Consider the following 21,682-nt stretch of genomic DNA (forward strand, 5'->3'; position numbering starts at 1 on the left):
CGTCGATCAGGCGATTGCGCAACGCTCAGAAGCAATGCATAACACCTGCCGGCATCCATCTGTTCAACCTACGAATATCGATATGGCGACCAAAGCGAAACCGACCGCGAAGACTGCAACCAAGCCCGCCGCCAAGAAGGCTGCGGCAACCAAGGCACCCGTGAAGGCTGCCGCCAAGAAGGCCACGCCGGCCAAGAAGGCTGCTCCCGCCGCTGCGCCCGTTGCGCGCCCGCTGAAGGACACCTTCAACAAGTCGAGCCTGGTCGCTCACCTGGTAGCCCAGACGGAACTGGAAGCCAAGACCGTGAAGACGGTGCTGGCCCACCTGGAAAACACCATTGTCAGCGCGCTGAACAAGAAGGGCGCTGGCGAATTTACGCTGCCCGGCCTGCTGAAGGTCACGGCACAGCAAGTGCCGGCCAAGAAGAAGCGCTTCGGCAAGGACCCGTTCACCGGTGAAGAGCGCTGGTTCCCGGCCAAGCCGGCCAGCGTCAAGGTCAAGGTCCGTCCGCTGAAGAAGCTGAAGGACGCCGCAGCCTGATCTGCGCCAGTTGTCCAGAAAGAAAAGGAGCCGCTTGCCGGCTCTTTTTTTTTAAGGCCGCCGGCACCAATCCGACAGCGTTTAATCCAGGTCAAATCGGTGGCCATGTCCGCCACCTAGAATCCACTACGTCATGGGTGCGGGGGCGCTCCCCATGACAGAGCTTCCGGAGTCTTCCTGAAGCTTCCGCCCGCGGCCGCAATGGCCGCGGGTTTTTTATTGGGCGGCCGCCCGACCGTGCGGCGGATCAGGCCACCAATTGCTTGGCATAGGTGGCCCGCGCCATCTCGCACACTTCCACTGACACCTGCACATTCTGGCCGTTGCCGCCACCCGAGCGCACGGCTTCGGCAATCACATCGCAGACCGCCTGCGCCAGCGCCTGGCGCACGGCGGTATCGCGCCCGTCCAGGATCGACAGGCGCGCATGGACAAAGGCCCGCTCGACGGCATCGATGCCCTGGCGGTAGGTTGACAGCGTGATGCAGCGCGACTTGATATCCGCCTCCTGGAACTGGCCGGAAGCCAGCAGGGCGGCATTGGCCTCATCCAGCAGTTCTTCCTGCGAGCAGTTCAGGCGGGTGTTTTCAGTCAGTTCGATGACGAGGTGAGGCATGGCGGGTCCTGGCACAAAGCTCCGGCATGGGGCCGGCGACAGCGAGCATGATACGGGATCACTGCGACGGGTATACGCTGGAGCGACGAAGCCCGGGCCCTTTGCATCGCGCGTTCAGGATCGTCGGATGCAAAACGGGGCGCCCGTGGGCGCCCCGTCGGGGACTGCATGGCAGCGGCGGCTCAGGCGTGGACGGCCGTCACTTCGCGTGCCGGTGCCGGCGTGCCGCCGAAGCGCGCGGGGTTGTCCCGTGCCAGTTGCTGCAGCTGCGCCAGCTTTGCCTTGAGGCCCGCATCTAGCTTGGGCGCCGGCATCACCGTCGACGGGCAGGCCACGCCGAGGATATCCAGCGCCAGCCGGAAGTTCTCCAGGGTCAGGCCCACGGTCGGGTCGACCGTGACCAGATGCTCGCGCAGCGCCTCGGGCATCGACTCGGCCGTGGCGCAGGACAGGATCACATAATGCACCGGGCACGCGCCCTGGGCGAAAAACGCTTCGATCTCGGCACCGTGGCCGCCCGCGACCGGCGGCGTCATGGCTTCGACCTGCAGGTCCAGCTGTTGCAGGATGGCAGCCGGCGTGCCCCGGCGCCAGGCATCGGATACCACCACACGGGCGCCGGCCACGCCGAACAGCCTGCGCACGAAACCAAGCGCGACCGGGTCGAAGAACCTGACGTCGCGCGGCGTGCCCGAATCCGGAAGGCCGCCAAGGCGGGCGCGGGAGCGGTCGGAGTACAGGACGCCGGGTACGTCCAGCATGATGAGTCGTTCAGCCATGGTTTCCTGTGCGGGTGCCAGTTCAGTTGGTGTGAAGCAAGGTTACTCGCCGCAACCGGGCTGTCACGTTACCGGGGCTGGTTCAGTTGCAACATATCTGTAACTTTGTCGCGTAAGACGTAAATGCCGGTTACGTCGTCATGACAAATGTTTCGACCCGACACATCTTGGCCGCGACTACCCGGTCACGGCTGCTGGAAACGAAAGCGCGCCACGTCGCTGGCCAGCGCGGCGGCCTGCTGGTCGAGCCGCGCCGCCTGGCCCGCCAGTTCGTCGACCAGCGCAGCATTCTGCCGGGCCGTCTGGCGCAGTTGCGCCGCCGCCTGCCCCGCACCCTTCACGCTGTCGGCCTGCTCGTCCGCTAGCGTGCGCAAGCCCTCGGCCAGCGCATGGCTGTGGCCCACCGTGGCGGCAATGCGGTCCATCGCCGCCACCACGCTGCCGCTCAGGCTGGCGCCTTGCTGGATCTCATGCGTGGCATTGCCGACAATGCCGCCGATCTCGCGCGCCGCCTCGGCGCTGCGCTGTGCCAGCGCGCGCACTTCCTGCGCCACCACGGCAAAGCCGCGGCCCGCCGGGCCCGCACGCGCCGCTTCCACGGCGGCGTTCAGCGCCAGGATATTGGTCTGGAACGCGATGCTTTCGATCACGCCGACAATCTCGGCGATATGGCGCGAATGGCCGTGCAGGGCATCCATGGCGGCGCGCATGCGCTTCACCACGGCTGCGCCGTCGTCGGTGGCGGCGCGGGCGGCGCTGGCCATCTCGCTCGATTCGGTGGCCTGCGCGTGCGCGGCGGCGACGTGCGCTGCCAGCGCCTGCATGCTGTCGGTGGTCGCGTCGAGCGCGCTGGCCTGTTGCTCGGTACGTGCCGACAGGGCCTGGTTGCCCGCCGCGATCTGCTGGCTGGCCGCGGTGACCTCGTGGGCGCTGGCCTGGATCCGTGCCAGCACGCCGGCCAGCTGGTCACGCATGCTGGCCACATGGTGCAGCATGCTGCTGTGGTCCGAGCGGCGCAGCGCGATCGGGGCGGTCAGGTCGCCGGCGGCAATGCGGCGGGCGATGTCGGCGGCATCGCGCGGCTCGCCGCCGAGTTCGGCGCGCAGGCTGCGCGCGGCAATCCACGCCAGCGCGACGGCGGCGAGCAGGCTGGCGCCGAGCAGGGCCGCCATCCAGGCCTGCGCGCGCAGCTGGCTGGCGGCGACGCTGGCAACAGTGGCGGCGGCTTGCTGCTCCTGTTGGCGGCGTACGGCCTCGACCTGGCTGCTGAGCCGCTGCAGTTGCTCGGTAACGAAATGGCCATCGACCGAGACCGCGCTGTCGAACTGCAGCGGATCCAGCGGCTGCTTGCGCAGCAGCGCCACGTAGGCCTGGGCCAGCTCGCTGGCGCGCTGGCGCTCGCGCAGCAGTGGCGCCGCCTGGGCCGGGACGGCTCGCTGCACGCCGGCCAGTGCCGCATCGAGTTGCGACAGCGCTGCCGCGATCTCGTCGGCGGCGCCGTCGCGCTCGGTGCTGCTGGTGGCCATGGTCAGCGCCAGTTGCGCGCGCCCGAGCGCGGCCAGTGCCGATTGCGCCCGCTCCGCCGAGATGGCGCCGTGCATGTCGTGCTGGTACAGGGTATCGGTGCGCGCCTTGATCGAGACCAGGTTGGCGATGCCGGTCAGGCCGACCGCGGCGCCGAACAGGTAGACCAGGGCAAAGGCGGCGCACAGGCGCGCCACCAGCGGCAGGCGGCCCAGCCGCGCCAGCCAGCGCACGGGGGCAACTGCCCGACGCTGGCCGGGCAGGGATGTCTTGAAAACTTGCAACACGGAGAGGACTCCAGACGGGCGCACCGGCGTGACCAGCCTGCGCAACCCGGGCTTGACCCGATTCGCCGCGCGCGCCGTCCTCGGTACGGGACGGTCGCCGCGGCGCAGGGGATCGTCGTCGATCAACGTGACGTCAACGTGACATTGTTCCAATATGGACTGTCATCGTGCTGTCATGTGGATGTCATGCAATGTGGGCCGCGCTGCGCCCTGATCGCTTCCGCACCATCCCCTGCTTGCTCACTATGAATGGCCTGACCGTCGCCACGCCCCAGCACGACCATGCACCCCACGCTGCCAGCGTCGCCCCGGGCGGGACCGTGCTTGCCCCGGCGCGCCTGCCGCCGCTGCACGCCGTGTTCCAGCCGATCGTGCAGGCGGACAGCGGCGCCATCCTCGGCTACGAAGCGCTGCTCCGCGGGCCCGTGGGCTCGCCGTGGGCGGCCCCGGACGCGCTGTTCCGGCTGGCGCAGGGCGTTCCCGCCACCATTGCGCTGGAGGTGGAAGCGGCGCGCACCGCGCAGGTTGCCTGGCGCGGCTTCGACCTGCCCGGCAAGCTCTTCCTCAATTTCAGCCCGCAGACCTTGCGCCACCTGCTGGCGGACCGGGGGCGGCTGATGGCGGCCCTGCTCGAAGCCGGCATTGCACCGTCGCGGCTGGTGATCGAGGTTACCGAACAAACCCCGATCGGCGATGCCGCCAGCTTTGGCGTGGCCATGGCGGTGTTGCGCGAGCTCGGCATGCAGTACGCGCTGGACGATTTCGGCACTGGGCACGCCAACCTGGACTTGCTCGCGCACCTGTCGCCGCATTTCGTCAAGATCGACAAGTCGCTGGTGCGCGGCATCGCGTCGTGCTCGCGCCGGCTGGAGATCCTGCGCGCGCTGCTGCGCATGACGAGTGCCTTTGGCGGGCGCGTGATTGCCGAAGGCATTGAAGACGAAGATGAACTGGCGGTGGTGCGCGACCTGGGCGTGACCGGAGCCCAGGGCTATTATGTGGGACGGCCGGTGGCGCAACCGGCGGCGCGGGCCGCGCTGCATGTACGTCAGGCGCTGGCGTCGCGCCGCATTGCCGTGTTTCCGCAGATGGTGCGCTCGGGCTGGTCCGGCGTCACCGCGGGACGGCTGCTGCGGCCGGCGCCGACGGTATCGCCCTCGGCCAGCAACGATGCGGTGCTGCGCACCTTCCAGGACCAGCCCGAGCTGCAAGCCGTGGCGGTGGTCAATGACGAAGGGCGGCCGCTGGCCATCATTGGCCGCCAGGCGTTTATCGACCGCTACGCGGCGCCGTTCCATCGCGAGCTCTATGGCAAGAAGGCCTGCATCGCCATGGCCAGCCGCGATCCGGCCTGCTTCGACCAGCGTGCCAGCCTGGAGGACATGGCGCAGATCCTGTCGGGCGAGAACACGCGCTCGCTCGCTGACGGCTTCGTGATCACCGACCAGGGCCGCTATATCGGGCTCGGCACCGGCGCCGACCTGATCCGGGCGATCACCGAGGTGCGCATGGAAGCGGCGCGCTACGCCAACCCGCTGACCTTCCTGCCGGGCAATATCCCGCTGAACCAGCACATCGAGCGCCTGATCGAGGCCGCCAGCGAGTTCCATGCCTGCTACGTCGACCTGAACCACTTCAAGCCGTTCAACGACAAGTACGGCTACTGGAAAGGCGACGAGATGCTCAAGGGCGCGGCCGCGATCCTGGCCGAGGCATGCGACCCGGCGCGCGACTTTCTGGGCCACGTGGGCGGCGACGATTTCCTGGTGCTGTACCAGAGCGCCGACTGGGCCGAGCGCATGCGTGCCGCGATCCTGCGCTTCAACGATGCCGCGCGCGCCATGTATGCGCCGCCCGACCGCGCCGCCGGCGGCATGCACGGCGAAGACCGGCACGGGCGGCCGGTGTTCTTTCCTCCGGTATCGATGGCGGTGGGGGTGGTATGCGTCAGCGGCGAGGGCGTGGCCGGCCTGCAGCGCCTGGGCAGCCAGCAGATCGGCGCCGCGGCGGCAGCGGCCAAGCGCGAGGCCAAGCGCTCCGCCGACGGCATGGCCGTGCTCGACTTCCTGGCCTTGGCGGAGACGCTGCCGGCGTAGCGCGGCTCAGTTGCCCGAGGGGCCGGGCATGGTGGTCCGCGTCGGCGGCTTCGGCAGCCTGGGCGCGATGCTTTCTTCGAGCACGTCGAGCCGGTAGCCGTGCGCGTAGACCACCGTGATGACAATGCCGTTGGCCACGCCGATGCGCAGTGTCTTGCGCAGCCGCGAGATCAGGCCCGCCAGCGCCCGCGACAGCGGTGGCAGCTCATGGCGCCAGATCGCCTGCTGGATGCGCTCGGCGGCCAGCACGCGGCCCACGTTCGAGAACAGCATCATGGCCAGGTCGAATTCCTTCGGCGTCATGGCGATGCGCTCGCCGTGCAGCGTGGCGAAGCGACCCATGCTGTTGAGCTGGTAGGGACCGGCCTGCACCACCAAACCCTGGCGCACGCGCTCGCCGGTCACGCGCCGGCGCAATGCCGTGATGCGTGCCATCAGCACGCGCGCATTGAGCGGGCGGCAAACGTAGTCGTCGGCGCCCGCATCGAGCGCGTCGACCAGCTTGTCTTCGCTGTTGTCGGCAGCCAGCAGGATGATCGGCACATCGCGCGAGCGCGCGGTGCGCACCGCGCGCACCACTTCCAGCGCCGGCAGGTCGGGCAGGGTATCGTCGATCAGCAGCATGTCGTACAGCTCCTGGCTGATGCGGTGGATCAGCTCGCGGCCGGTCTCGAACACGCGGCAACGGAAGCCGGCGCCCTCCAGCAGCTCGGCCACGGTACGGAGTTGGGGCGAAAAGCTCATGAGCAGCGCAATATTCATCGGAGGCGGACCACAGGGCAGGATACGAACCGTAAGGCGAAAGCCGGCAATGAACGCCGGGGCCGCGGTCGGACAGCCCTGGCCACGACACCTCGATGGCACCGCGTTGCCTAGCCAGAAAGCGTATTAAAAGTGCGGTCCGAAAAACAATCAGACATTGCTGAAATATCTGTCGATTCTCGCGTTACCCGTGAGCGAAGCGGAGTCGATCGCGAGGTTGCGGCAAGCTGCCGGGCGCTACCGAAAGTTGTCCACAGCTCCTGTGGACAAACAGGGGCATGCTGCCCTGACAGCGGCCTGGCACCGTGATGCCATCGGCGTGCCAAAAAAGAAGGCAGCTCCGGCTGGCGGCACACGGCGGGGCGCCAACATCCGGACCGTGCTGTGCCAAAATAGCGCGCATCGCGACCCCGGTCAGCGGACACAAGCCCACCGATGCTGCAGAGCCCGAGTGTCATCGCCATCATCGTGCTGGCCTTTCACGTCGTAGGCGTGGTGGCCGCGCTGCATGCCGTCATGACGGTGCGCACCGCGCCGGGCGCGATTGCCTGGGCCGGCTCGCTGCTGATGATGCCGTACTTCACCCTGGTGCCTTACCTGATCTTCGGGCGCAGCACCTTCGCCGGCTATGTCGACGCGCGCCGCTTCAACGACGACCGGCTGCGCGAAATCCGCCACGGCATGACCCCGCGCGAGCGCGAGGCGCGCAGCGCCTGCGTGGTCCACGCGCCGGTGCAGGCCTGCATGCGCGCGCTGCCGCGGCTGACCGGCATGCCCTGCCTGGCCAATAACGATGTGCGCCTGCTCATCGACGGCGAGCAGACCTTCGAGGCGATCTTCGCGGCGATGGCGCGCGCCCGGCAGGTGTTGATCGTGCAGTTTTTCATCGTCCACGACGATGCGCTCGGCCGGCGCCTGCAGGCGCTGATGTGCGAGCGCGCGCAGGCTGGCGTCAAGGTGTACTTCCTGTTCGACCGCATCGGCTGCCACGCCATGTCGCGCCGCTACGTGCGAACGCTGCTCGATGCCGGGGTCGAGGCGAGGGCGTTCTCCACGCATCGCGGTTTCGTCAACCGGTTCCAGCTCAATTTTCGCAACCACCGCAAGCTGGTGGTCGTCGACGGCTGCGAAGCCTTCATCGGCGGCCACAATGTCGGCGTCGAATACCTGGGCCAGCGTCCGCCGCTGGCGCCCTGGCGCGATACCCATATCGCGCTGCGCGGCAGCGCCGTGCTGGACTTGCAGATGGCCTTTGCCGAAGACTGGTACTGGGCCGCGCGCGAGGTGCCGCATCTGCTGATGCCGCCGCCAGAGGCGGGCGGAAGCATGACCTGCCAGGTGGTGCCGTCGGGGCCGGCCGATGCGCAGGAAACCTGCTCGCTGTTCTTTGTCGAGGCGATCCAGTCGGCGCGCCACCGGCTGTGGATCACGTCGCCGTATTTCGTTCCGGACGAGGCCGTGTTCGCGGTGCTGCGGCTGGCGGTGCTGCGCGGCGTGGACGTGCGCATCCTGATCCCGGCGCGACCGGACCACCTGGTGGTCTATGCCGCCTCCACGCTGTACGCCCACAAGGCCATTGCCGCGGGCATCAAGATCTATCGCTACCAGCCCGGCTTCCTGCACCAGAAGGTGATCCTGATCGACGACGAGGCCGCCGCCATTGGCACCGCGAACCTGGACAACCGCTCGTTCCGGCTCAATTTCGAGCTGATGGTGATGACTGCCGACGAGGGCTTTGCGGCGCAGGTGGCGGCAATGCTCGAGGCCGATTTCGCGCAGGCCCGTCGGGTCGGGCTGGATGAATTCCTCGCCGCGCCGGCACCGCTGCGCGTGGCGATGCACGTCGCCACGCTGTTCGCGCCAATCCTCTGAGCCGCGGCCTGCCAGCACCCCTGCCATCCTCGATGCAACAAGCTTGTGACAGTTTGATTGTGTACACTGTTCACTATAAGACTCTGCACATCATGAACTGTCATTCGTTTTCCGGGAGGCCCGCATGAACCGGGAAGCCTCCGCACCGCCCGCACGGGCGACCTACCGCCATGGCGACCTGCGCCGCGCGCTGCTCGACGCCGGCATCGCCCTGGCACGCGAGGGCGGCCCTGACGCCATCGTGCTGCGCGAAGCGACGCGGCGCGCCGGCGTGGTGCCCAATGCCGCGTACCGCCATTTCGCCAGCCGGCAAGACTTGCTGCAGGCGGTGCGCGCCTCGGCGCTATCCTCGCTGGCGATCGCGATGGAGGCCGAGATCGGCGGGCTGCGCCCGGGGCGCGGCGCCGCCGCGCATGCGCGCGCCTGCCTGCGTGCGGTCGGCACCGGCTACCTCCGCTTTGCCCTGACGGAAACCGGCCTGTTCCGCACCGCGTTCTCGGTGCCGGACGACGTCGAGGACGACGCCGACCCGGCCAAGGCGGGCAACAGCGGCCTGAACCCGTTCCAGTTGCTGGGCGCGGCGCTGGACCAGCTGGTGGAGGCGGGGGTGCTGCCGGCCGAGCGCCGGCCGGGCGCCGAATACCTGGCGTGGTCGGCCGTGCACGGCCTGGCGATCCTGCTGATCGACGGCCCGCTGCGCAGCCGCGCCAGCGAACAGGCGGAGATCCTGGGCCAGCGCGTGCTCGAGATGGTCGAGAAGGGTCTGTAGCCCGAAATTGCGGCATAAACGCGCCATAAAAAAATGCCACGATGGCGGGGACCATCGTGGCAACGTAAGGAGCCAGGAAGGGGGGCAACCTGGCTCTATCGGGCACCCAGGGTCGGGTGCAAGAACAATGTATTCCGTTGTTTCTCATCTGAATATCGGACACTTCTTAAATATGTCTTTGTTTTGTCCCGATATAGGCACCCGCACGGCCATGGCTTGGCGCGGCGCGTAGGGCTGGTGCGGTTCACCGGAATGCAGGGCTGGCTGCGCGGTCTAATTTGCGTGCCTGCCAGGTCTGGCAGGCTGCGCGCTGACGGTGAGGAGGGGCATCATGCAATACGGAATCGGAGTGATCCTCGTCGCGACCGCGCTGGCAGGATGCGTTGCGTACCCGTATGCCGGCGACCCGTATCCGGCATATCCCGCCTATACGGTGTCGACGCCGTACTACCAGACCTACCCGGCCTATCCCGCGTATCCGGCATACGGCTATCCGTACTACCGTCCGTGGCCGGCCTATGGCAGCTTCGCCTTCATCTATGGCGGCGGTGGACGCGGTCATCACTGGCATGGCCATCGCCATCACGGGCGCGGTGGCTGGCATGGTGGCGGGCGAGGCGGCGGCAGAGGAGGTGGCGGCAGAGGCCACTGACGGGTGGGCGTCCGCATGGCAATGCCGGGCCGCCAGGGTTACCATCGGTTCACGGTCGCCAACGGAGCCTTATCGCCATGAGCAAGCCCGCACAGAAGCACCAGCCCCAGCCGACGAAGCCAGCGCAGCAGCCATCCAGCGACGAACTGATCGAGCGCGAACTGGATGAGGCGCTGAAGGATACCTTCCCCGCCAGCGACCCGGTCGCGGTCGACACCGACGTGCCGCGCCGGCCCGGCAAGTCGAAGCCGGGCAAGTAAAGCGGGGAAATAAGGCGTCCGGGCCAGGGCGTCCCGGAAGCGCGGGCGCGCTAGGGCAGCTGGCGCAGTTGCCCGATGACGGACATCAGCCGCCCGTGCGCGACGATGACGCCGGACTCGTCCTGCAGCGCTTCCTGGTAGCGCTTGCGGAACGCGGGCTCGGCCCCGTCGCTGAAGAGTTTTTCGGCGGCGCGCCCGACGGCACGGCAGGTGTCGTCGTGGTGTTCCTTGGCCTCGAGCTCTTCGTCGATCTCGATGATCAGGCGCGACAGCGGGTCGAGCCAGCGGAAGTAGTTGTCTTCAGTCACCAGCTGGACAAACAGGCCGGCCGGAATCGGACCGTTCAGGCGTTCATACTGGGCCCGGTCATAGCCGATGACTTCCTTGTGAACCTGCAGCAGGGCCGCGCGCAAGGCCTTCAGCCCGGAGCGGCGCGTTTCCTGCGTGGCGAGGAATTGTTCGTTGGGCATGCCCATCTCCGCGTTTCCACTTGATCGGGTCCAGGCAGCGGCGCGTCGTCGCACGCCTGTACCGCCCGCGCTTGCGCGGCGGTGACTGTCTGCCGGATGTTCCGTGCGCGGCGTCCGGCCTGTGCCGGCACTGTCCCGCGCGCCTGCCAGTATAGGCAGGCCCCGCGGGGCGAGCCAGAGGCGCCGGCTAGCGAAATACCCGTATTTGCGCCGGCCGCGGCGCATGGTTGGCGGACATGGCGAGTCGCTCAGGGGCTGTCGGTGGCATCCGGTGCCAGCAGGTCGGCCGCGCGCGAGCGCCGTGCATCCGCAGCGCGGAAATAACGGACCACCGTCGATACGCTGGCATGTCCGGTCATGGCCATGGTTTCAGCCAGCGGCACTTGCCGCGCCGCCGCTTCCGTGACAAAGCCCGAGCGCAGCGAATGCGCGGAATAGTCGCCGTCCAGCCCAGCCAGCGCGCAACGGGCCTTGACGATGCGGCTGACCGCCGCATCCGACAAGCCTTCTCCCACATGTCCACCGCGCCGGATGCGGCGAAACAGCGGGCCGTGTTCGATCCCCGCTGCGGCCAGCCATGCCTCGAGCGCCTGCCCGGCGGCGCCGGTGACGGGCTTGGCGGTATCGGCGTGCTCGCTGCCCGACTGGTTGGTCTTCGACCAGCCCAGCACATAGACAAAGTCCCCGGGCCCCACGCGGGTGAGGTTGTCCATGGTGGCGCGCGCGACTTCGGAGCGGCGACGCCCGCCGCTGGCCCACGCGAACAGCAGCAGCGCGCGGTCGCGCAACCCGGCCAGCGAGCCATCGCAGGTATCGAGCAGGCGCAGCAGCGGCGCGCGCGTCAAGGCAGCCTTGCGTGCCTGGCGAAGGCCGCGACGCGCGTAGGCGCGCCGGGTGCTGGCCATCAGCTCTCGCACGCCGGCATCGGCGCAGGGGTTGGGCAGGCCTTGCAACTGGTGGGCCTTGGCGATGACCGCGAGCCGGTGGGTCAGCGTGGACAGCGCGGGCGGGCCGGGTCGTGCCTTGCATCCGTCAGCGACCAGCGCCTGGTCGATCGCCGCGGGCATCTCGCAGACAGGACCCTGCGGCGTCTGGCGCGTGGCGTGGTCGACGATGAACTGGATAACGACGGCGGGCGCAAGCGGAAGCCGCACGGGCTGCCGGTAGCGCAGGGCATACCAGGCAGACCAGTAGCGCAATGCGGACCGGTAGCTTGCCACCGTGTTTCGGGATTCGCCTTCCTGGCGCAACGCGTTGGCCGCCTGCTCGGCGAGAGGATCCAGTTGGGACGTGCGGAGCGGGGCCGGTAAGTCGACATCGGAGGGAATCGGTGGGAAGTATGCCTCGTGGGCGTCTCGGATCTTTATCATATTAAATATGATGTATGCTGTAATATATCATACCAATGCGGCGAATAAAAGCCGATAAGCATTCATTATCGAACCTTATTTGTGATTTTCCAGTTACCGCCACATGTCACCCATGGAAACGCTCCGCAGCCGAGGCATCACCCGCGACGACGTCTGGCAAGCCGCCGACAGCCTGCTCAAGGCCGGGCAGCGGCCGACCATCGAACGCATCCGCCTGCATCTTGGGCGAGGCTCGCCGAATACGGTGAGCCCGCACCTGGATGCGTGGTTTGCCGCGCTAGGCGGGCGGATCCAGGATCCGCAGGGGTTCGCGCCGGCGCCAGGCTGCCCCGAGCCCGTCACGGAAGCCGCGCGCTACCTGTGGGAGGCGGCGCTGCAAAGCGCCAGGGTCTCGGCCGAGGCCGCGTTGGCGCAGCGGGAAGCCGCACTGCTGGAAGCCAGCACGGCGCTGCAGCAGGAGCGCGAAGCCCTGGCGCAGGAACGCCAGGTCATGCAGGCGCGGCTCGAAGGCGCGGAGGCTGCCATGGCGGAACTGACGCGCGCGCGCGACGAGGCGGGAGAGCGCGCCGCGCGTGCCGAAACCGCTGCGGCCGCATGGCAGCAGCAAGCCGCAGCGCTGCGCGCCGAGCATGCCTCCGCGCTGGCCGCGCGCCATGCCATGCAGAACGATTTCGATGCCCGGCGCGCGGCATGGGACCAGGAGCGTGAAACGCTGATGCAACGCACCGCCGCCAACGAGCGCCGCATGGCGCTGGAACTCGACGCGGCGCGGGTGGCCGCCAGGGAAGCGCAAAAGCTGCTCGAGGCCGAACGCAAGGCGGCGGTCGAGCGACTGAGCCGGGCCGCGGAGGCGGCGTCGCGCCAGGGCAGCGAGATGAGCCGGCTCGGCCAGTCGATTGCAGTGCTCGAGGAACGGGTGCGCCAGCGGGAACACCTGCTTGCGGAGTATCGGGAGCAAGCTGGGGCGGCGCCTGCCGACCCCACGGCTGCCGCAACGCCGCCCCGGCGGAGCCGTCCGGCTCGCATCGCGCTGTCCGCCGGCAAGGGGCGACGGCGTGCCCGCAGGCTCTAGGTCAGCCAGGCTTTCCGGCAAAAAGCGCAGCGCAAGGCATGCTGGCGGTAAATCAATTGAGCTATACTGAAGGCTCATTTGATGAGGTCTGCCATGCCGCGCATGCTCACGCCCGAAGGCCATGATCCGCTTGCACACCAACGCCGGGCCGCCCGCGAACTCAGCGTCAATAGCTACCTGGCGGTTTACGAGGCCACGCTGTCGACCGAAGGCGCCATGTCGGTGATCCACGCCATCCGTGAGGGCGTGCCGGCTTCCGACCTCAACCGGCTGGCCGAATCCATGGGTACGAGCAAGGAACAGCTGATCAAGACGCTGGACTTGCCGCGTGCCACCGTCGACCGCAAGGCGCGCGCGCACCAGAACCTGTCGAGCGAGCAGAGCGAACGCGTGCTGGGCATGGTACGGCTGGTTGGCCAGGTACAGGCGCTGGTGGAAAGCTCGGGCGATGCGCGCGGCTTCAATGCGGCGCAGTGGGTAGCGCAGTGGCTGGAGCAGCCGTCGCCGGCGCTGGGCGGGCAACGCCCCGCCGAGTTGATGGATACCGTCGCGGGCCAGCGCATCGTCTCCGACCTGGTGGCCAGGATGCAGAGCGGGGCCTACGCTTGAGGCAGGCCTGGCGCATCGCGACCGACACGCCCGTCTACACCGCGGACGATGCCAGCGGCGCCGGTGCCAAGGCGACCGGAGGGCGCTGGAACCGGCAAGGAACGCCCCTGATTTACGCGGCCTCGAGCATCGCGCTGGCTTGCCTGGAAACGCTGGTCCACCTGGGCTCGGCCGGCCTGCCGCTGAACCGCTACCTGGTCCGCATCGACATTCCCGATGACTTGTGGGCGGCGGCGCGGCACTTGACGGCCGCCAGCGCGCCGGTCGGCTGGGATGCCATTCCCGCCGGCAAGACCAGCCTCGACACCGGCGAGGCCTGTGTCAGCGCGGGCACCAGCGCCTTGCTGCTGGTGCCTTCCATCGTGATTCCCGAAGAGTACAACGTGCTGGTCAATCCCTTGCATGCGGATGCCAGGCGGCTGGCGTATACCAAGGTGCGCCGCTGGCAGTACGACGCGCGCCTGGCCTGAGGCACGATCACGCCGCGCCGCCAGCGCGCAGCAGGTGTTTCTGGATCTTGCCGCTGGTGGTCGATTTGCTCTTTCTTTATGCGCGCGGCGCGGGAAGTGCGTCCTCGGCCAGGCCGCTACTGTATATTTGTACAGTTTCCGCCGTGCCCATTGTCTGTGTCCGCCGTCACCGCGCCCCCTCCCGCCACGCCCGCACCGCCCGCACCGGCCACTGCGCAGGCGCAGCCCGCGTACGTCGTCGCCGTCCGCGCGCTGTGCGAGTTCACCGCCAAGGCGGGCGACCTGGATCTGCGTTTCGTGCCGACGCCGTCGGCGCAGGAAGGGGTGGCGGGGCATGGCGTGGTGACCAGCCGTCGCGGCGCTGGCTATCAGGCGGAAGTGGCGCTGTCCGCGGATTTCGGTCCGCTTCATGTCCGTGGCCGTGCCGACGGCTACGATCCCGCTGCCAACCGGCTCGAGGAAATCAAGACGGTTCGCGGCGATGCCGCCGTGCCGGACAACCACCGCCACCTGCATTGGGCCCAGGCCAGGATCTATGGCTGCCTGCTGTGCCGCAAGCTCGGGTTGCCCGGGCTGGAGATCGCGGTGGTCTATTTCGACATCGTCAGCCAGCGTGAGCACCCGGTGGTGGCGCACTTCGACGCGCCGGCGCTCGAGGCGTTCTTCGTCCAGTCGTGCGAGCGTTTCCTGCACTGGGCCCAGGCCGAGCTGGCGCACCGGCAGGCGCGCGATGCCGCGTTGGCGCAGCTGGCGTTTCCGCACCAGGGCTTTCGCCCGGGCCAGCGCGAACTGGCGCAGGCGGTCTACAACGCCAACCGCGCCGGCCGCCACCTGCTGGCGCAGGCGCCCACCGGCATCGGCAAGTCAGTCGGGACGCTGTTCCCGGTGCTCAAGGCCATGCCGGGCCAGAAGCTCGACAAGGTGTTCTTCCTGTCGGCGCGCTCCACCGGGCGCGGGGTGGCGCTGCATGCCGCCGCGGCCCTGCGCGGCCATGGCGCGCAGCCGCTGCGCGTGCTCGAACTGACTGCGCGCGACAAGGCCTGCGAGCATCCGGAACTGGCCTGCCATGGCGAATCGTGTCCGCTGGCGCGCGGCTTCTATGACCGCCTGCCGGCCGCGCGCGAAGCGGCGCGCGCCGTGCCGGTGCGCGACCGCGCCGCGGTGCGCGAACTGGCGCGCGAACATGCCATCTGCCCTTACTACCTGGCACAGGAGCTGGTGCGCTGGAGCGACGTGGTGGTGGCCGATTACAACTACTACTTCGACCGCAGCGCGATGCTGTATGCGCTGACCGTGGCCAATGGCTGGCGCGCCAGCGTGCTGGTGGACGAAGCCCACAACCTGGTCGAGCGCGGCCGTGCGATGTACACGGCGGAGCTGGATCCGCAAGCGCTGCGCGAGCTGCGCCGCGGCGCGCCGGCGCCGGTTTCGCGGCCGCTGGCCCGGCTGGCGCGCCAGTGGAACTCCCTCGCCTGTCAGGGTGACGATGCCTACGAGGTCCTGCCGGAAGTGCCCGCGGCCTTTCGCCGCGCGCTGGAAGAATGCTGTGCGGCGGCGCTGGCCTACATGACCGAGCATCCCGGCGCGCACGATCCGGCGTTGCAGCGTTTCTACTTTGACGCGCTGCATTTCGCCCGCCTGGCCGAACAGCTCGATGCGCATTCGCTGTTCGATATCCAGCGCGTGCCGCGGCGCCGCGGCCACCACGCCCGGCTTTGCCTGCGCAACGTCATCCCGGCCCCGTTCCTGCGCCCGCGCCTTGCCGCCGCGCATTCGGTCACGCTGTTTTCCGCGACCCTCGATCCCGCGGACTATTACCTCGACACGCTGGGCCTGCCGGCCGATTGCGCGCGCGTGCAAGTGCCATCGCCGTTCCGCGCCGAGCAGCTGTCGGTGAGGATTGCCGCACGCATCTCCACCCGCTATGCACGTCGCGAGCAGTCGCTGCCGGCCATCGTCGCGCTGATCGCGGACCAGTTCCGCGCGCGCCGGGGCAACTACCTGGCCTTCTTCAGCAGCCATGAATACCTGCAGCAGGCCGTCGCCCGATTCGCCATGTCGCACCCCGACATCCCCCATTGGGTCCAGGCGCGGGGCATGGATGAAGCCGCGCAGGCGGCGTTCCTGGATGCGTTTGCCGAAGGCGGGGAGGGCATCGGCTTTGCGGTGCTCGGCGGCGCCTTTGCCGAGGGCGTGGACCTGCCGGGCGAGCGCCTGATCGGCGCCTTCGTCGCGACGCTGGGGCTGCCGCAGTTCAACGCCGTCAACGAGCAGTTCCGCGCGCGCATGCAGCAGGCGTTCGGCCGGGGCTACACCTATGCCTACCTGTATCCCGGGCTGCGCAAGGTGGTGCAGGCGGCCGGCCGGGTGATTCGCACGCAGCAGGACCAGGGCGTGCTGTATCTGATCGACGACCGCTTTGCCGCGGCGGAGGTGCGCGAGCTGCTGCCGTCATGGTGGGAAATCGCGCCGGCGGCGTAGAAATTACACGCTGGCGCCGCAGATGCGGCATGCTGGCGCCGTAGTCCGCCTCAGGTGGTCGGTCGCGCGCTGGCCTGGAACGAATCTGGCAAGCAGACCGTCACGCGCCAACTGAAAGGAAACACCATGCCGATGACCCAACATTACGCCGCCACCGAGCCGACCCGCACCGAAGTGGACACGCTGTCCGGCGCCACCGTGCTGGAGTTCGGCGCACCGTGGTGCGGCTACTGCCAGCGGGCCCAGCCGGCGCTGGCCGAAGCCTTTGCCGTGCATCCGGACCTGCGCCACCTGAAGATCGAAGACGGCAGCGGACGCCCGCTGGGCCGGTCGTTCCGCATCAAGCTGTGGCCGACGCTGGTGTTCCTGCGCGACGGCCAGGAAGTGGCCAGGCTGGTGCGCCCGACGGAAGCAGAACCCATCCGCGAGGCGATGCGCCGCATTGCCTGACCGCCGCGCTCTGGCGCCCGCTTACTTCGCGAACACCTGGCTCAGGTCGCCAAAGGCCTTGAACTCGAGCGCGTTGCCCGACGGGTCGAGGAAGAACATGGTGGCCTGCTCGCCGACCTGGCCCTTGAAGCGCACGTGCGGCTCGATCACGAACTGCGTGCCGGCCGCGCGCAGGCGACCGGCCAGCGCCTCCCATTGGTCCATCGGCAGGATCGCGCCGAAATGGCGCACTGGCACATTGTCGCCATCGACGGCGCTGGTGGCACGGTGGCCGCATTCCTCGGGCGACAGGTGTGCCACCACCTGGTGGCCATAGAAGTTGAAATCCACCCACGCCTCGGAGCTGCGGCCTTCCGGGCAGCCCAGCAACCCGCCATAGAAACTGCGCGCCTCGGCCAGGTCGCGCACGGGAAACGCCAGGTGAAACAAGGGGATCGTGGAAGTCGTGCTCATGGGGCTTCTTATGGAGGGGAAGGTTTTGAGCGGGCCCGAACCGGCCTGCGCGTTGATTGTAGTCAGCACAACCCGTAATATGAAGCGAATCATTTTTGCCCTGAGCATCAAAAATTTCGATAGATGATCCGCTACTTCCAGACCTTCCTGACGGCTGCCGAAACCGGGTCCTTTTCCGCCGCGGCGGCGCGGCTGGCGCTGACCCAGTCGGCCGTCAGCATGCAGATCCGGCGCCTTGAAGAGGAACTGGACTGCCGCCTGTTCGAGCGCACCGGCAAATCGGTTGCGCTCAGCGAGGCCGGGCGCCGGCTGCTGCCGGAGGCGCGGCGCTTTGTCGAGCTCTATGCCGCGATGAAGGACCGCGCCGGCCCGCACGCCGATGCCGCGCCGGTCGAGCTGGGCGCGGTGTCGACGGTGCAGGCCACCCTGCTGGCCGAGGCAATGCGGCACTTCCGCCAGCGCTTCCCGGATTCGCACGTCAACGTGGTGCCCGGCATGTCGACCCAGCTGCTGACGCAGGTCGATGCGCGCGAGCTCGATGTGGCCGTGCTGATCCGGCCGCGCCTGGGTTTGCCGCCCGACCTGAAGTGGGTTCCGCTGGTGCGCGAGCGCTTCGTCGGCATCGGGCCAGCCGGCTCGCCGCAGGAGTTGCGGGCGCTGGTGGAGGCGCTGCCGTTTATCCGCTACAACCGCCACAGCACCGGCGGCCAGCTGGTGGACCGCTACCTGAAGCGGCAACGGCTCTGGGTCAGGGAAGGGATGGAACTGGACGAGCCGGCGGTGATCCTGCAGATGGTCGCAGCGGGCCTGGGCTGCGCCATCATTCCGGCCGAGCTGGTGCCGCTGCGCGAGGCGGCCGGCGTGGTGCAGGTGCCACTGCCGGGTGGGCCGCTCTATCGCGAGGTTGGCGTGCTGGTGCGTGAATCGGCGCTGCGCCGCGCGCCAGTCGCGGCGCTGATCGATGCCTTCGTGGCGGCGAGCGCGCGCTGGCAGCCGATCGAGGCTTAGGGTGGCTCAGAGGCTGCCCGGCAACACCATCGTCACCAGCACCGAGGCATCCGACACCGCCGTCACGTCGTAGCGCACGCAAGGCCCAAGGTACAGCAGGTCGCCCTGGCGCAGCTGGCGTTCGCTGCCGTCGACGCGCACGCGCACTTCGCCCTCCAGGCATTGCACGGTCATGGGTCCGTCCACCGCATGCGGGGGCACATGCTTGCCGGCCTTCAGCACCAGCCGCATCACTTCGAGGGGGCCTTCCTTGAACAGGGCCTGGGTGGCGGTCTGGTCCAGCCGCACGCCCAGGGGCAGCACGCTGGCGATCTGTCCGGAAGCTAGGTGGGGAAGGGACATGCGCGGCTCCTCGCGTCTGGTGGGGTGGCTTGTCAGGCGCGCCGACGCCGGGCGGCGGCACGCCTTCTCAATCTAGCACCGGAGCGCGCGCATCAGTAGCACGCAGCGTGGTGTCGGCGCCAGATTGCGTGGGTATTTCGCGCGCAACGGAAGGAAATGTAGTACCCGAAGCTATTCCTGTGATGATTTAACTGTCCATGATTCAGTCACTTTTTCATCTTTGATGCGCGGCACGGCGGCCATCCTGCGCGCGGTCTGCCAGCCGCCGCCGAGGACCAGGAAAAGCTCGACCTGCCGCGTGGTTACCTGGCCCGCGGAGGCCGCCAGCGCGGCCTGCGCGGCAGCGAGGTCGCGCTCGGCATCGAGATGCGCCAGGTAGGGCAGGCGCCCCGCCTCCCATAGCCGGCGCTGCTGCCGCGCGGCTTGCGCGGCGTGCTCGCCCGCGGCATGCAGGGCCGCGTGGCGTTCGAGTTCGCGCGTGTAGGCCGACAGCGCGGTCTCGGTTTCCTGCAGCGCGCGCAGCACCACGCCGTCGAAACGCGCCAGCGCGGCATCCGCGGCGGCTTCCAGGCCGTGGATGCGGTGCCGCACGCCATTGGTGGGCCAGGTCCAGCTCAGCAGCGGCCCCACGCTCCAGCGCGCCGTGGGCCCGCTGCCAAGATGGCTCAGCACGCCGGTCAGTCCGGCACTGGCGCCGATGCGGATCGACGGATACAGGTCGGCCGTAGCCACGCCGATGCGCGCGGTGGCGGCGGCGAGCTCGCGTTCGGCCTGGCGCACGTCGGGGCGCCGGCGCAGCAGCGCGGCGCCGTCGCCGACTGGCAGCGGCGCGCGCAGCACGGGCTCGGCATCGCAGGCGACTTCGGCCTCTGGCAGTGCCCCTGGCGGTTGGCCCAGCAGCAGCGCCAGCCGGTAGCGCGCGGCGCTGCGTGCGGCCTGCAGCGGCGACAGCGCCGCGCGCAGTGCTTCGATGCGGGCACGTTCGCGCGCCACCTCGGCCGGCCCGGCGCGGCCCGCGGCGAACAGGCGGCGGGTGGCATCCAGCGTGCGCTGCTGCACCGCCAGCTGCTGCGTGGCGGCATGCAGGTCATGCGTGGCTGCGCAACCTTGCACGTAGGCGCGCACGGTCTGCGCGGCGACGGTGACGCGCACCATGTCCAGTGTCGCCTCGCTGGCCTGGGCACCGGCAAGCGCGGCCTCGTCGGCGCGCGCCAGCTTGCCGAAGAAGTCGATCAGGTAGGACGCGCCCAGGCCCACGTCGCCCAGGTTGAACACCGGTGGCTGCGCCTGCTGCAAAAAGCTCTCCCCCGACAGCTGCGCACGCGACACGCCGGCGCCGGCGTTGCCCTGTGGCAGGTTTTCGGCTTCGACTTCGTGCAGCAGGGCCAGCGCGCGGCGCAAGTTGGCGCTGGCGGCGCGGATATCGGTATTTGCCGCCAGCGCCTTGGTGACCAGCCGGTCGAGCCGTTCGTCGTCATAGAGGCGCCACCAGTCGTCGGGCACGGGGGCGATCGCCACGTGCGTTGCCTGCGCACCTTGCAATGGGCCATTGGCCATGGCATCGCGTACCGCCGCGCGCTCGGGCACGCGATAGTCCGGTCCGACGGTCGTGCAGGCACTCAGGCATGCGCACAGGCACGCCACCCAGCCACGGCGCGGCCTCACGATCGCGGCCCCGCGCGGCGCGCGGCGCCGTTGACTGCGGCCGGCTCGCGCACCGCCACGGTGGCGGTGCGCCCGGAGACCAGGCGCACGTCGGCAGGCACGTCTTCCAGCACGATGCGCACCGGCACGCGCTGCGCCAGCCGCACCCAGTTGAAAGTGGGATTGACGTTGGGCAGCAGGTTGGAACCCGCGCTGCGGTCGCGGTCCTCGATGCCGGCGGCGATGCTGTGCACGTGGCCGCGCAGGTGACGGGGCTCGCCCATGATATGCACGTCGACCGGGCTGCCGATGTGGATGCGGTGCAGCCTCGTTTCCTCGAAATAGCCTTCGACGTGGAAGGAGCCGGCATCGACCATCGACAGCACCGGTCGCCCGGTCGTCACGTAGTCGCCCAGCCGCGGCAGCCGGTCGTTGAGATAGCCCGCCACCGGGCTGCGCACGCTGGTGCGTTGCAGGTTCAGCCGGGCCAGCCGCACCGCGGCTTCGGCCTGCGCCAGTGCGGCCTGGCCTTGCTCGACGCGCGCACGCCCTTGCTCGGCGACTTCGGCGGACACCACGCCGTCCAGGTCGCGATTGCGTGCGGCTTCGCGCCGCGCCTGCGCCAGCGCGGCACGCTGGGTCGCCAGCGTCGCCAGCGCCTGTTCCAGGGCGAGCGCGTAGCGGTCGCGGTCGATCTCGAACAGGACTTCGCCGGCCTGGACGTACTGGTTGTCGCGCGCCAGCACGCGCGTGACCAGTCCCGAGACGTCGGGTGCCACCTGGACGATGTCGGCACGCACATGGCCGTCGCGGGTCCAGGGCGCGGCGGTGTAGTAGTCCCACAGGTGGCGCAGCACCAGCAGCGCGGCAATGGCGGCCAGCAGCGTCGGCAGCACGGGAAGCAAGGAGCGGGGTCGGAAGGTCATGACGGCAGTCCGGGCACCGCGGCGAATACGGCAGCCACGGCGCCCAGGACGATCACATAGAGAGAAAGGTTGAACAGCGAGCGGTGCCAGATATGCCGGTAGCAGCCCAGCGCGGCCAGCACCATGCGGATTGCCGTGGCCACCGCAAAGGCCAGCACGGCCAGCACCAGCACGCCAGGCACGAACACGCCGTAGAGGTCGATTTCACTAAGCATGGGCGCAGCGAAGA

23 protein-coding genes are annotated in these 21,682 nt (G+C 68.9%); 12 read left to right on the forward strand and 11 right to left on the reverse strand.

What is annotated here, in order from left to right; translation table 11 throughout:
* Window positions 1-82: 82 nt before the first annotated feature.
* Window positions 83-541: an HU family DNA-binding protein gene (locus MKD38_RS24160; protein WP_092317021.1), complete on the forward strand. Its 459-nt coding sequence runs from the start codon at window positions 83-85 to the stop codon at window positions 539-541.
* 247 nt (window positions 542-788) lie between these two features.
* Here the strand turns inward: MKD38_RS24160 and MKD38_RS24165 are convergent, their stop codons facing one another.
* The 3 genes from MKD38_RS24165 to MKD38_RS24175 all read right to left on the reverse strand — a co-directional run bounded on the left by MKD38_RS24165 (window position 789) and on the right by MKD38_RS24175 (window position 3,747).
* The gene (locus MKD38_RS24165) at window positions 789-1,157 is read right to left on the reverse strand and encodes a 5-carboxymethyl-2-hydroxymuconate Delta-isomerase (RefSeq protein ID WP_252680767.1); all 369 of its coding nucleotides are present in this window, start codon (window positions 1,155-1,157) and stop codon (window positions 789-791) included.
* 182 nt (window positions 1,158-1,339) lie between these two features.
* Complete coding sequence (locus tag MKD38_RS24170; protein ID WP_252680769.1) at window positions 1,340-1,936, reverse strand: HAD domain-containing protein; 597 nt, start codon at window positions 1,934-1,936, stop codon at window positions 1,340-1,342.
* Between the two features lie 185 nt (window positions 1,937-2,121).
* Window positions 2,122-3,747, reverse strand: coding sequence for a methyl-accepting chemotaxis protein (locus MKD38_RS24175; protein WP_252680771.1), 1,626 nt, complete (start codon window positions 3,745-3,747; stop codon window positions 2,122-2,124).
* A 245-nt stretch (window positions 3,748-3,992) separates the two neighbouring features.
* On the opposite strand from MKD38_RS24175, the gene MKD38_RS24180 reads away from it, so the two are divergent.
* Window positions 3,993-5,843 (forward strand): EAL domain-containing protein, encoded by a 1,851-nt coding sequence (locus tag MKD38_RS24180; protein ID WP_252680887.1) that lies wholly within the window; start codon window positions 3,993-3,995, stop codon window positions 5,841-5,843.
* A 6-nt stretch (window positions 5,844-5,849) separates the two neighbouring features.
* Here MKD38_RS24180 and MKD38_RS24185 read toward each other — a convergent pair whose 3' ends face one another.
* Window positions 5,850-6,587, reverse strand: a complete 738-nt coding sequence (locus MKD38_RS24185) for a response regulator transcription factor (RefSeq protein ID WP_252680773.1) — start codon at window positions 6,585-6,587, stop codon at window positions 5,850-5,852.
* Window positions 6,588-7,040: 453 nt separating this feature from the next.
* Here MKD38_RS24185 and cls point away from each other — a divergent pair, with 453 nt between their 5' ends.
* The 4 genes from cls (at window position 7,041) to MKD38_RS24205 (ending at window position 10,158) form a co-directional block, all read left to right on the forward strand.
* A complete protein-coding gene (cls, locus tag MKD38_RS24190; protein ID WP_252680775.1) occupies window positions 7,041-8,477 on the forward strand; it encodes a cardiolipin synthase in 1,437 nt (478 codons plus the stop codon).
* Window positions 8,478-8,601: 124 nt separating this feature from the next.
* Complete coding sequence (locus tag MKD38_RS24195) at window positions 8,602-9,246, forward strand: TetR/AcrR family transcriptional regulator (RefSeq protein WP_252680777.1); 645 nt, start codon at window positions 8,602-8,604, stop codon at window positions 9,244-9,246.
* Window positions 9,247-9,577: 331 nt separating this feature from the next.
* Window positions 9,578-9,898 (forward strand): hypothetical protein, encoded by a 321-nt coding sequence (locus MKD38_RS24200; protein ID WP_252680779.1) that lies wholly within the window; start codon window positions 9,578-9,580, stop codon window positions 9,896-9,898.
* Between the two features lie 77 nt (window positions 9,899-9,975).
* Window positions 9,976-10,158, forward strand: coding sequence for a hypothetical protein (locus MKD38_RS24205; protein WP_111521592.1), 183 nt, complete (start codon window positions 9,976-9,978; stop codon window positions 10,156-10,158).
* 50 nt (window positions 10,159-10,208) lie between these two features.
* On the opposite strand, the gene MKD38_RS24210 is transcribed toward MKD38_RS24205, so the two are convergent.
* Window positions 10,209-10,634 (reverse strand): hypothetical protein, encoded by a 426-nt coding sequence (locus MKD38_RS24210; protein ID WP_115700426.1) that lies wholly within the window; start codon window positions 10,632-10,634, stop codon window positions 10,209-10,211.
* Window positions 10,635-10,876: 242 nt separating this feature from the next.
* The gene (locus MKD38_RS24215) at window positions 10,877-11,998 is read right to left on the reverse strand and encodes a site-specific integrase (RefSeq protein WP_252680781.1); all 1,122 of its coding nucleotides are present in this window, start codon (window positions 11,996-11,998) and stop codon (window positions 10,877-10,879) included.
* A 112-nt stretch (window positions 11,999-12,110) separates the two neighbouring features.
* Between MKD38_RS24215 and MKD38_RS24220 the strand changes: the two genes are divergently transcribed.
* The 5 genes from MKD38_RS24220 to MKD38_RS24240 all read left to right on the forward strand — a co-directional run bounded on the left by MKD38_RS24220 (window position 12,111) and on the right by MKD38_RS24240 (window position 17,080).
* Window positions 12,111-13,070 (forward strand): DNA-binding protein, encoded by a 960-nt coding sequence (locus MKD38_RS24220; protein WP_252680783.1) that lies wholly within the window; start codon window positions 12,111-12,113, stop codon window positions 13,068-13,070.
* Window positions 13,071-13,163: 93 nt separating this feature from the next.
* On the forward strand, window positions 13,164-13,679 hold the full coding sequence (locus MKD38_RS24225) for an Xre family toxin-antitoxin system antitoxin (protein WP_252680785.1): 516 nt from the start codon (window positions 13,164-13,166) through the stop codon (window positions 13,677-13,679).
* The gene (locus MKD38_RS24230) at window positions 13,676-14,149 is read left to right on the forward strand and encodes an RES family NAD+ phosphorylase (protein WP_252680787.1); all 474 of its coding nucleotides are present in this window, start codon (window positions 13,676-13,678) and stop codon (window positions 14,147-14,149) included. Before MKD38_RS24225 ends, MKD38_RS24230 begins: the two co-directional genes overlap by 4 nt.
* 150 nt (window positions 14,150-14,299) lie before the next feature.
* Window positions 14,300-16,630: an ATP-dependent DNA helicase gene (locus MKD38_RS24235; protein WP_252680789.1), complete on the forward strand. Its 2,331-nt coding sequence runs from the start codon at window positions 14,300-14,302 to the stop codon at window positions 16,628-16,630.
* Window positions 16,631-16,756: 126 nt separating this feature from the next.
* A complete protein-coding gene (locus MKD38_RS24240) occupies window positions 16,757-17,080 on the forward strand; it encodes a thioredoxin family protein (protein WP_062803140.1) in 324 nt (107 codons plus the stop codon).
* Window positions 17,081-17,101: 21 nt separating this feature from the next.
* Here MKD38_RS24240 and MKD38_RS24245 read toward each other — a convergent pair whose 3' ends face one another.
* On the reverse strand, window positions 17,102-17,533 hold the full coding sequence (locus MKD38_RS24245; protein ID WP_252680791.1) for a VOC family protein: 432 nt from the start codon (window positions 17,531-17,533) through the stop codon (window positions 17,102-17,104).
* Window positions 17,534-17,656: 123 nt separating this feature from the next.
* Here MKD38_RS24245 and MKD38_RS24250 point away from each other — a divergent pair, with 123 nt between their 5' ends.
* Window positions 17,657-18,541, forward strand: coding sequence for a LysR family transcriptional regulator (locus MKD38_RS24250; RefSeq protein ID WP_252680793.1), 885 nt, complete (start codon window positions 17,657-17,659; stop codon window positions 18,539-18,541).
* 6 nt (window positions 18,542-18,547) lie between these two features.
* On the opposite strand, the gene MKD38_RS24255 is transcribed toward MKD38_RS24250, so the two are convergent.
* The 4 genes from MKD38_RS24255 to MKD38_RS24270 form a co-directional block, all read right to left on the reverse strand.
* Window positions 18,548-18,883 (reverse strand): cupin domain-containing protein, encoded by a 336-nt coding sequence (locus tag MKD38_RS24255; protein ID WP_018004579.1) that lies wholly within the window; start codon window positions 18,881-18,883, stop codon window positions 18,548-18,550.
* Window positions 18,884-19,054: 171 nt separating this feature from the next.
* Window positions 19,055-20,548 carry an efflux transporter outer membrane subunit gene (locus MKD38_RS24260; RefSeq protein WP_252680795.1) on the reverse strand — a complete coding sequence of 498 codons (1,494 nt, stop codon included), beginning with the start codon at window positions 20,546-20,548 and terminating at the stop codon, window positions 19,055-19,057.
* Window positions 20,545-21,453, reverse strand: coding sequence for an efflux RND transporter periplasmic adaptor subunit (locus MKD38_RS24265; RefSeq protein WP_252680797.1), 909 nt, complete (start codon window positions 21,451-21,453; stop codon window positions 20,545-20,547). The genes MKD38_RS24260 and MKD38_RS24265 overlap by 4 nt, the downstream gene beginning before the upstream one ends.
* Window positions 21,450-21,668, reverse strand: coding sequence for a DUF1656 domain-containing protein (locus MKD38_RS24270; protein WP_111521606.1), 219 nt, complete (start codon window positions 21,666-21,668; stop codon window positions 21,450-21,452). The genes MKD38_RS24265 and MKD38_RS24270 overlap by 4 nt, the downstream gene beginning before the upstream one ends.
* Window positions 21,669-21,682 lie beyond the last annotated feature (14 nt).

Origin of the sequence: Cupriavidus sp. WGlv3 (genome assembly GCF_023952475.1) — a bacterium.
GTDB lineage: Bacteria > Pseudomonadota > Gammaproteobacteria > Burkholderiales > Burkholderiaceae > Cupriavidus > Cupriavidus phytorum.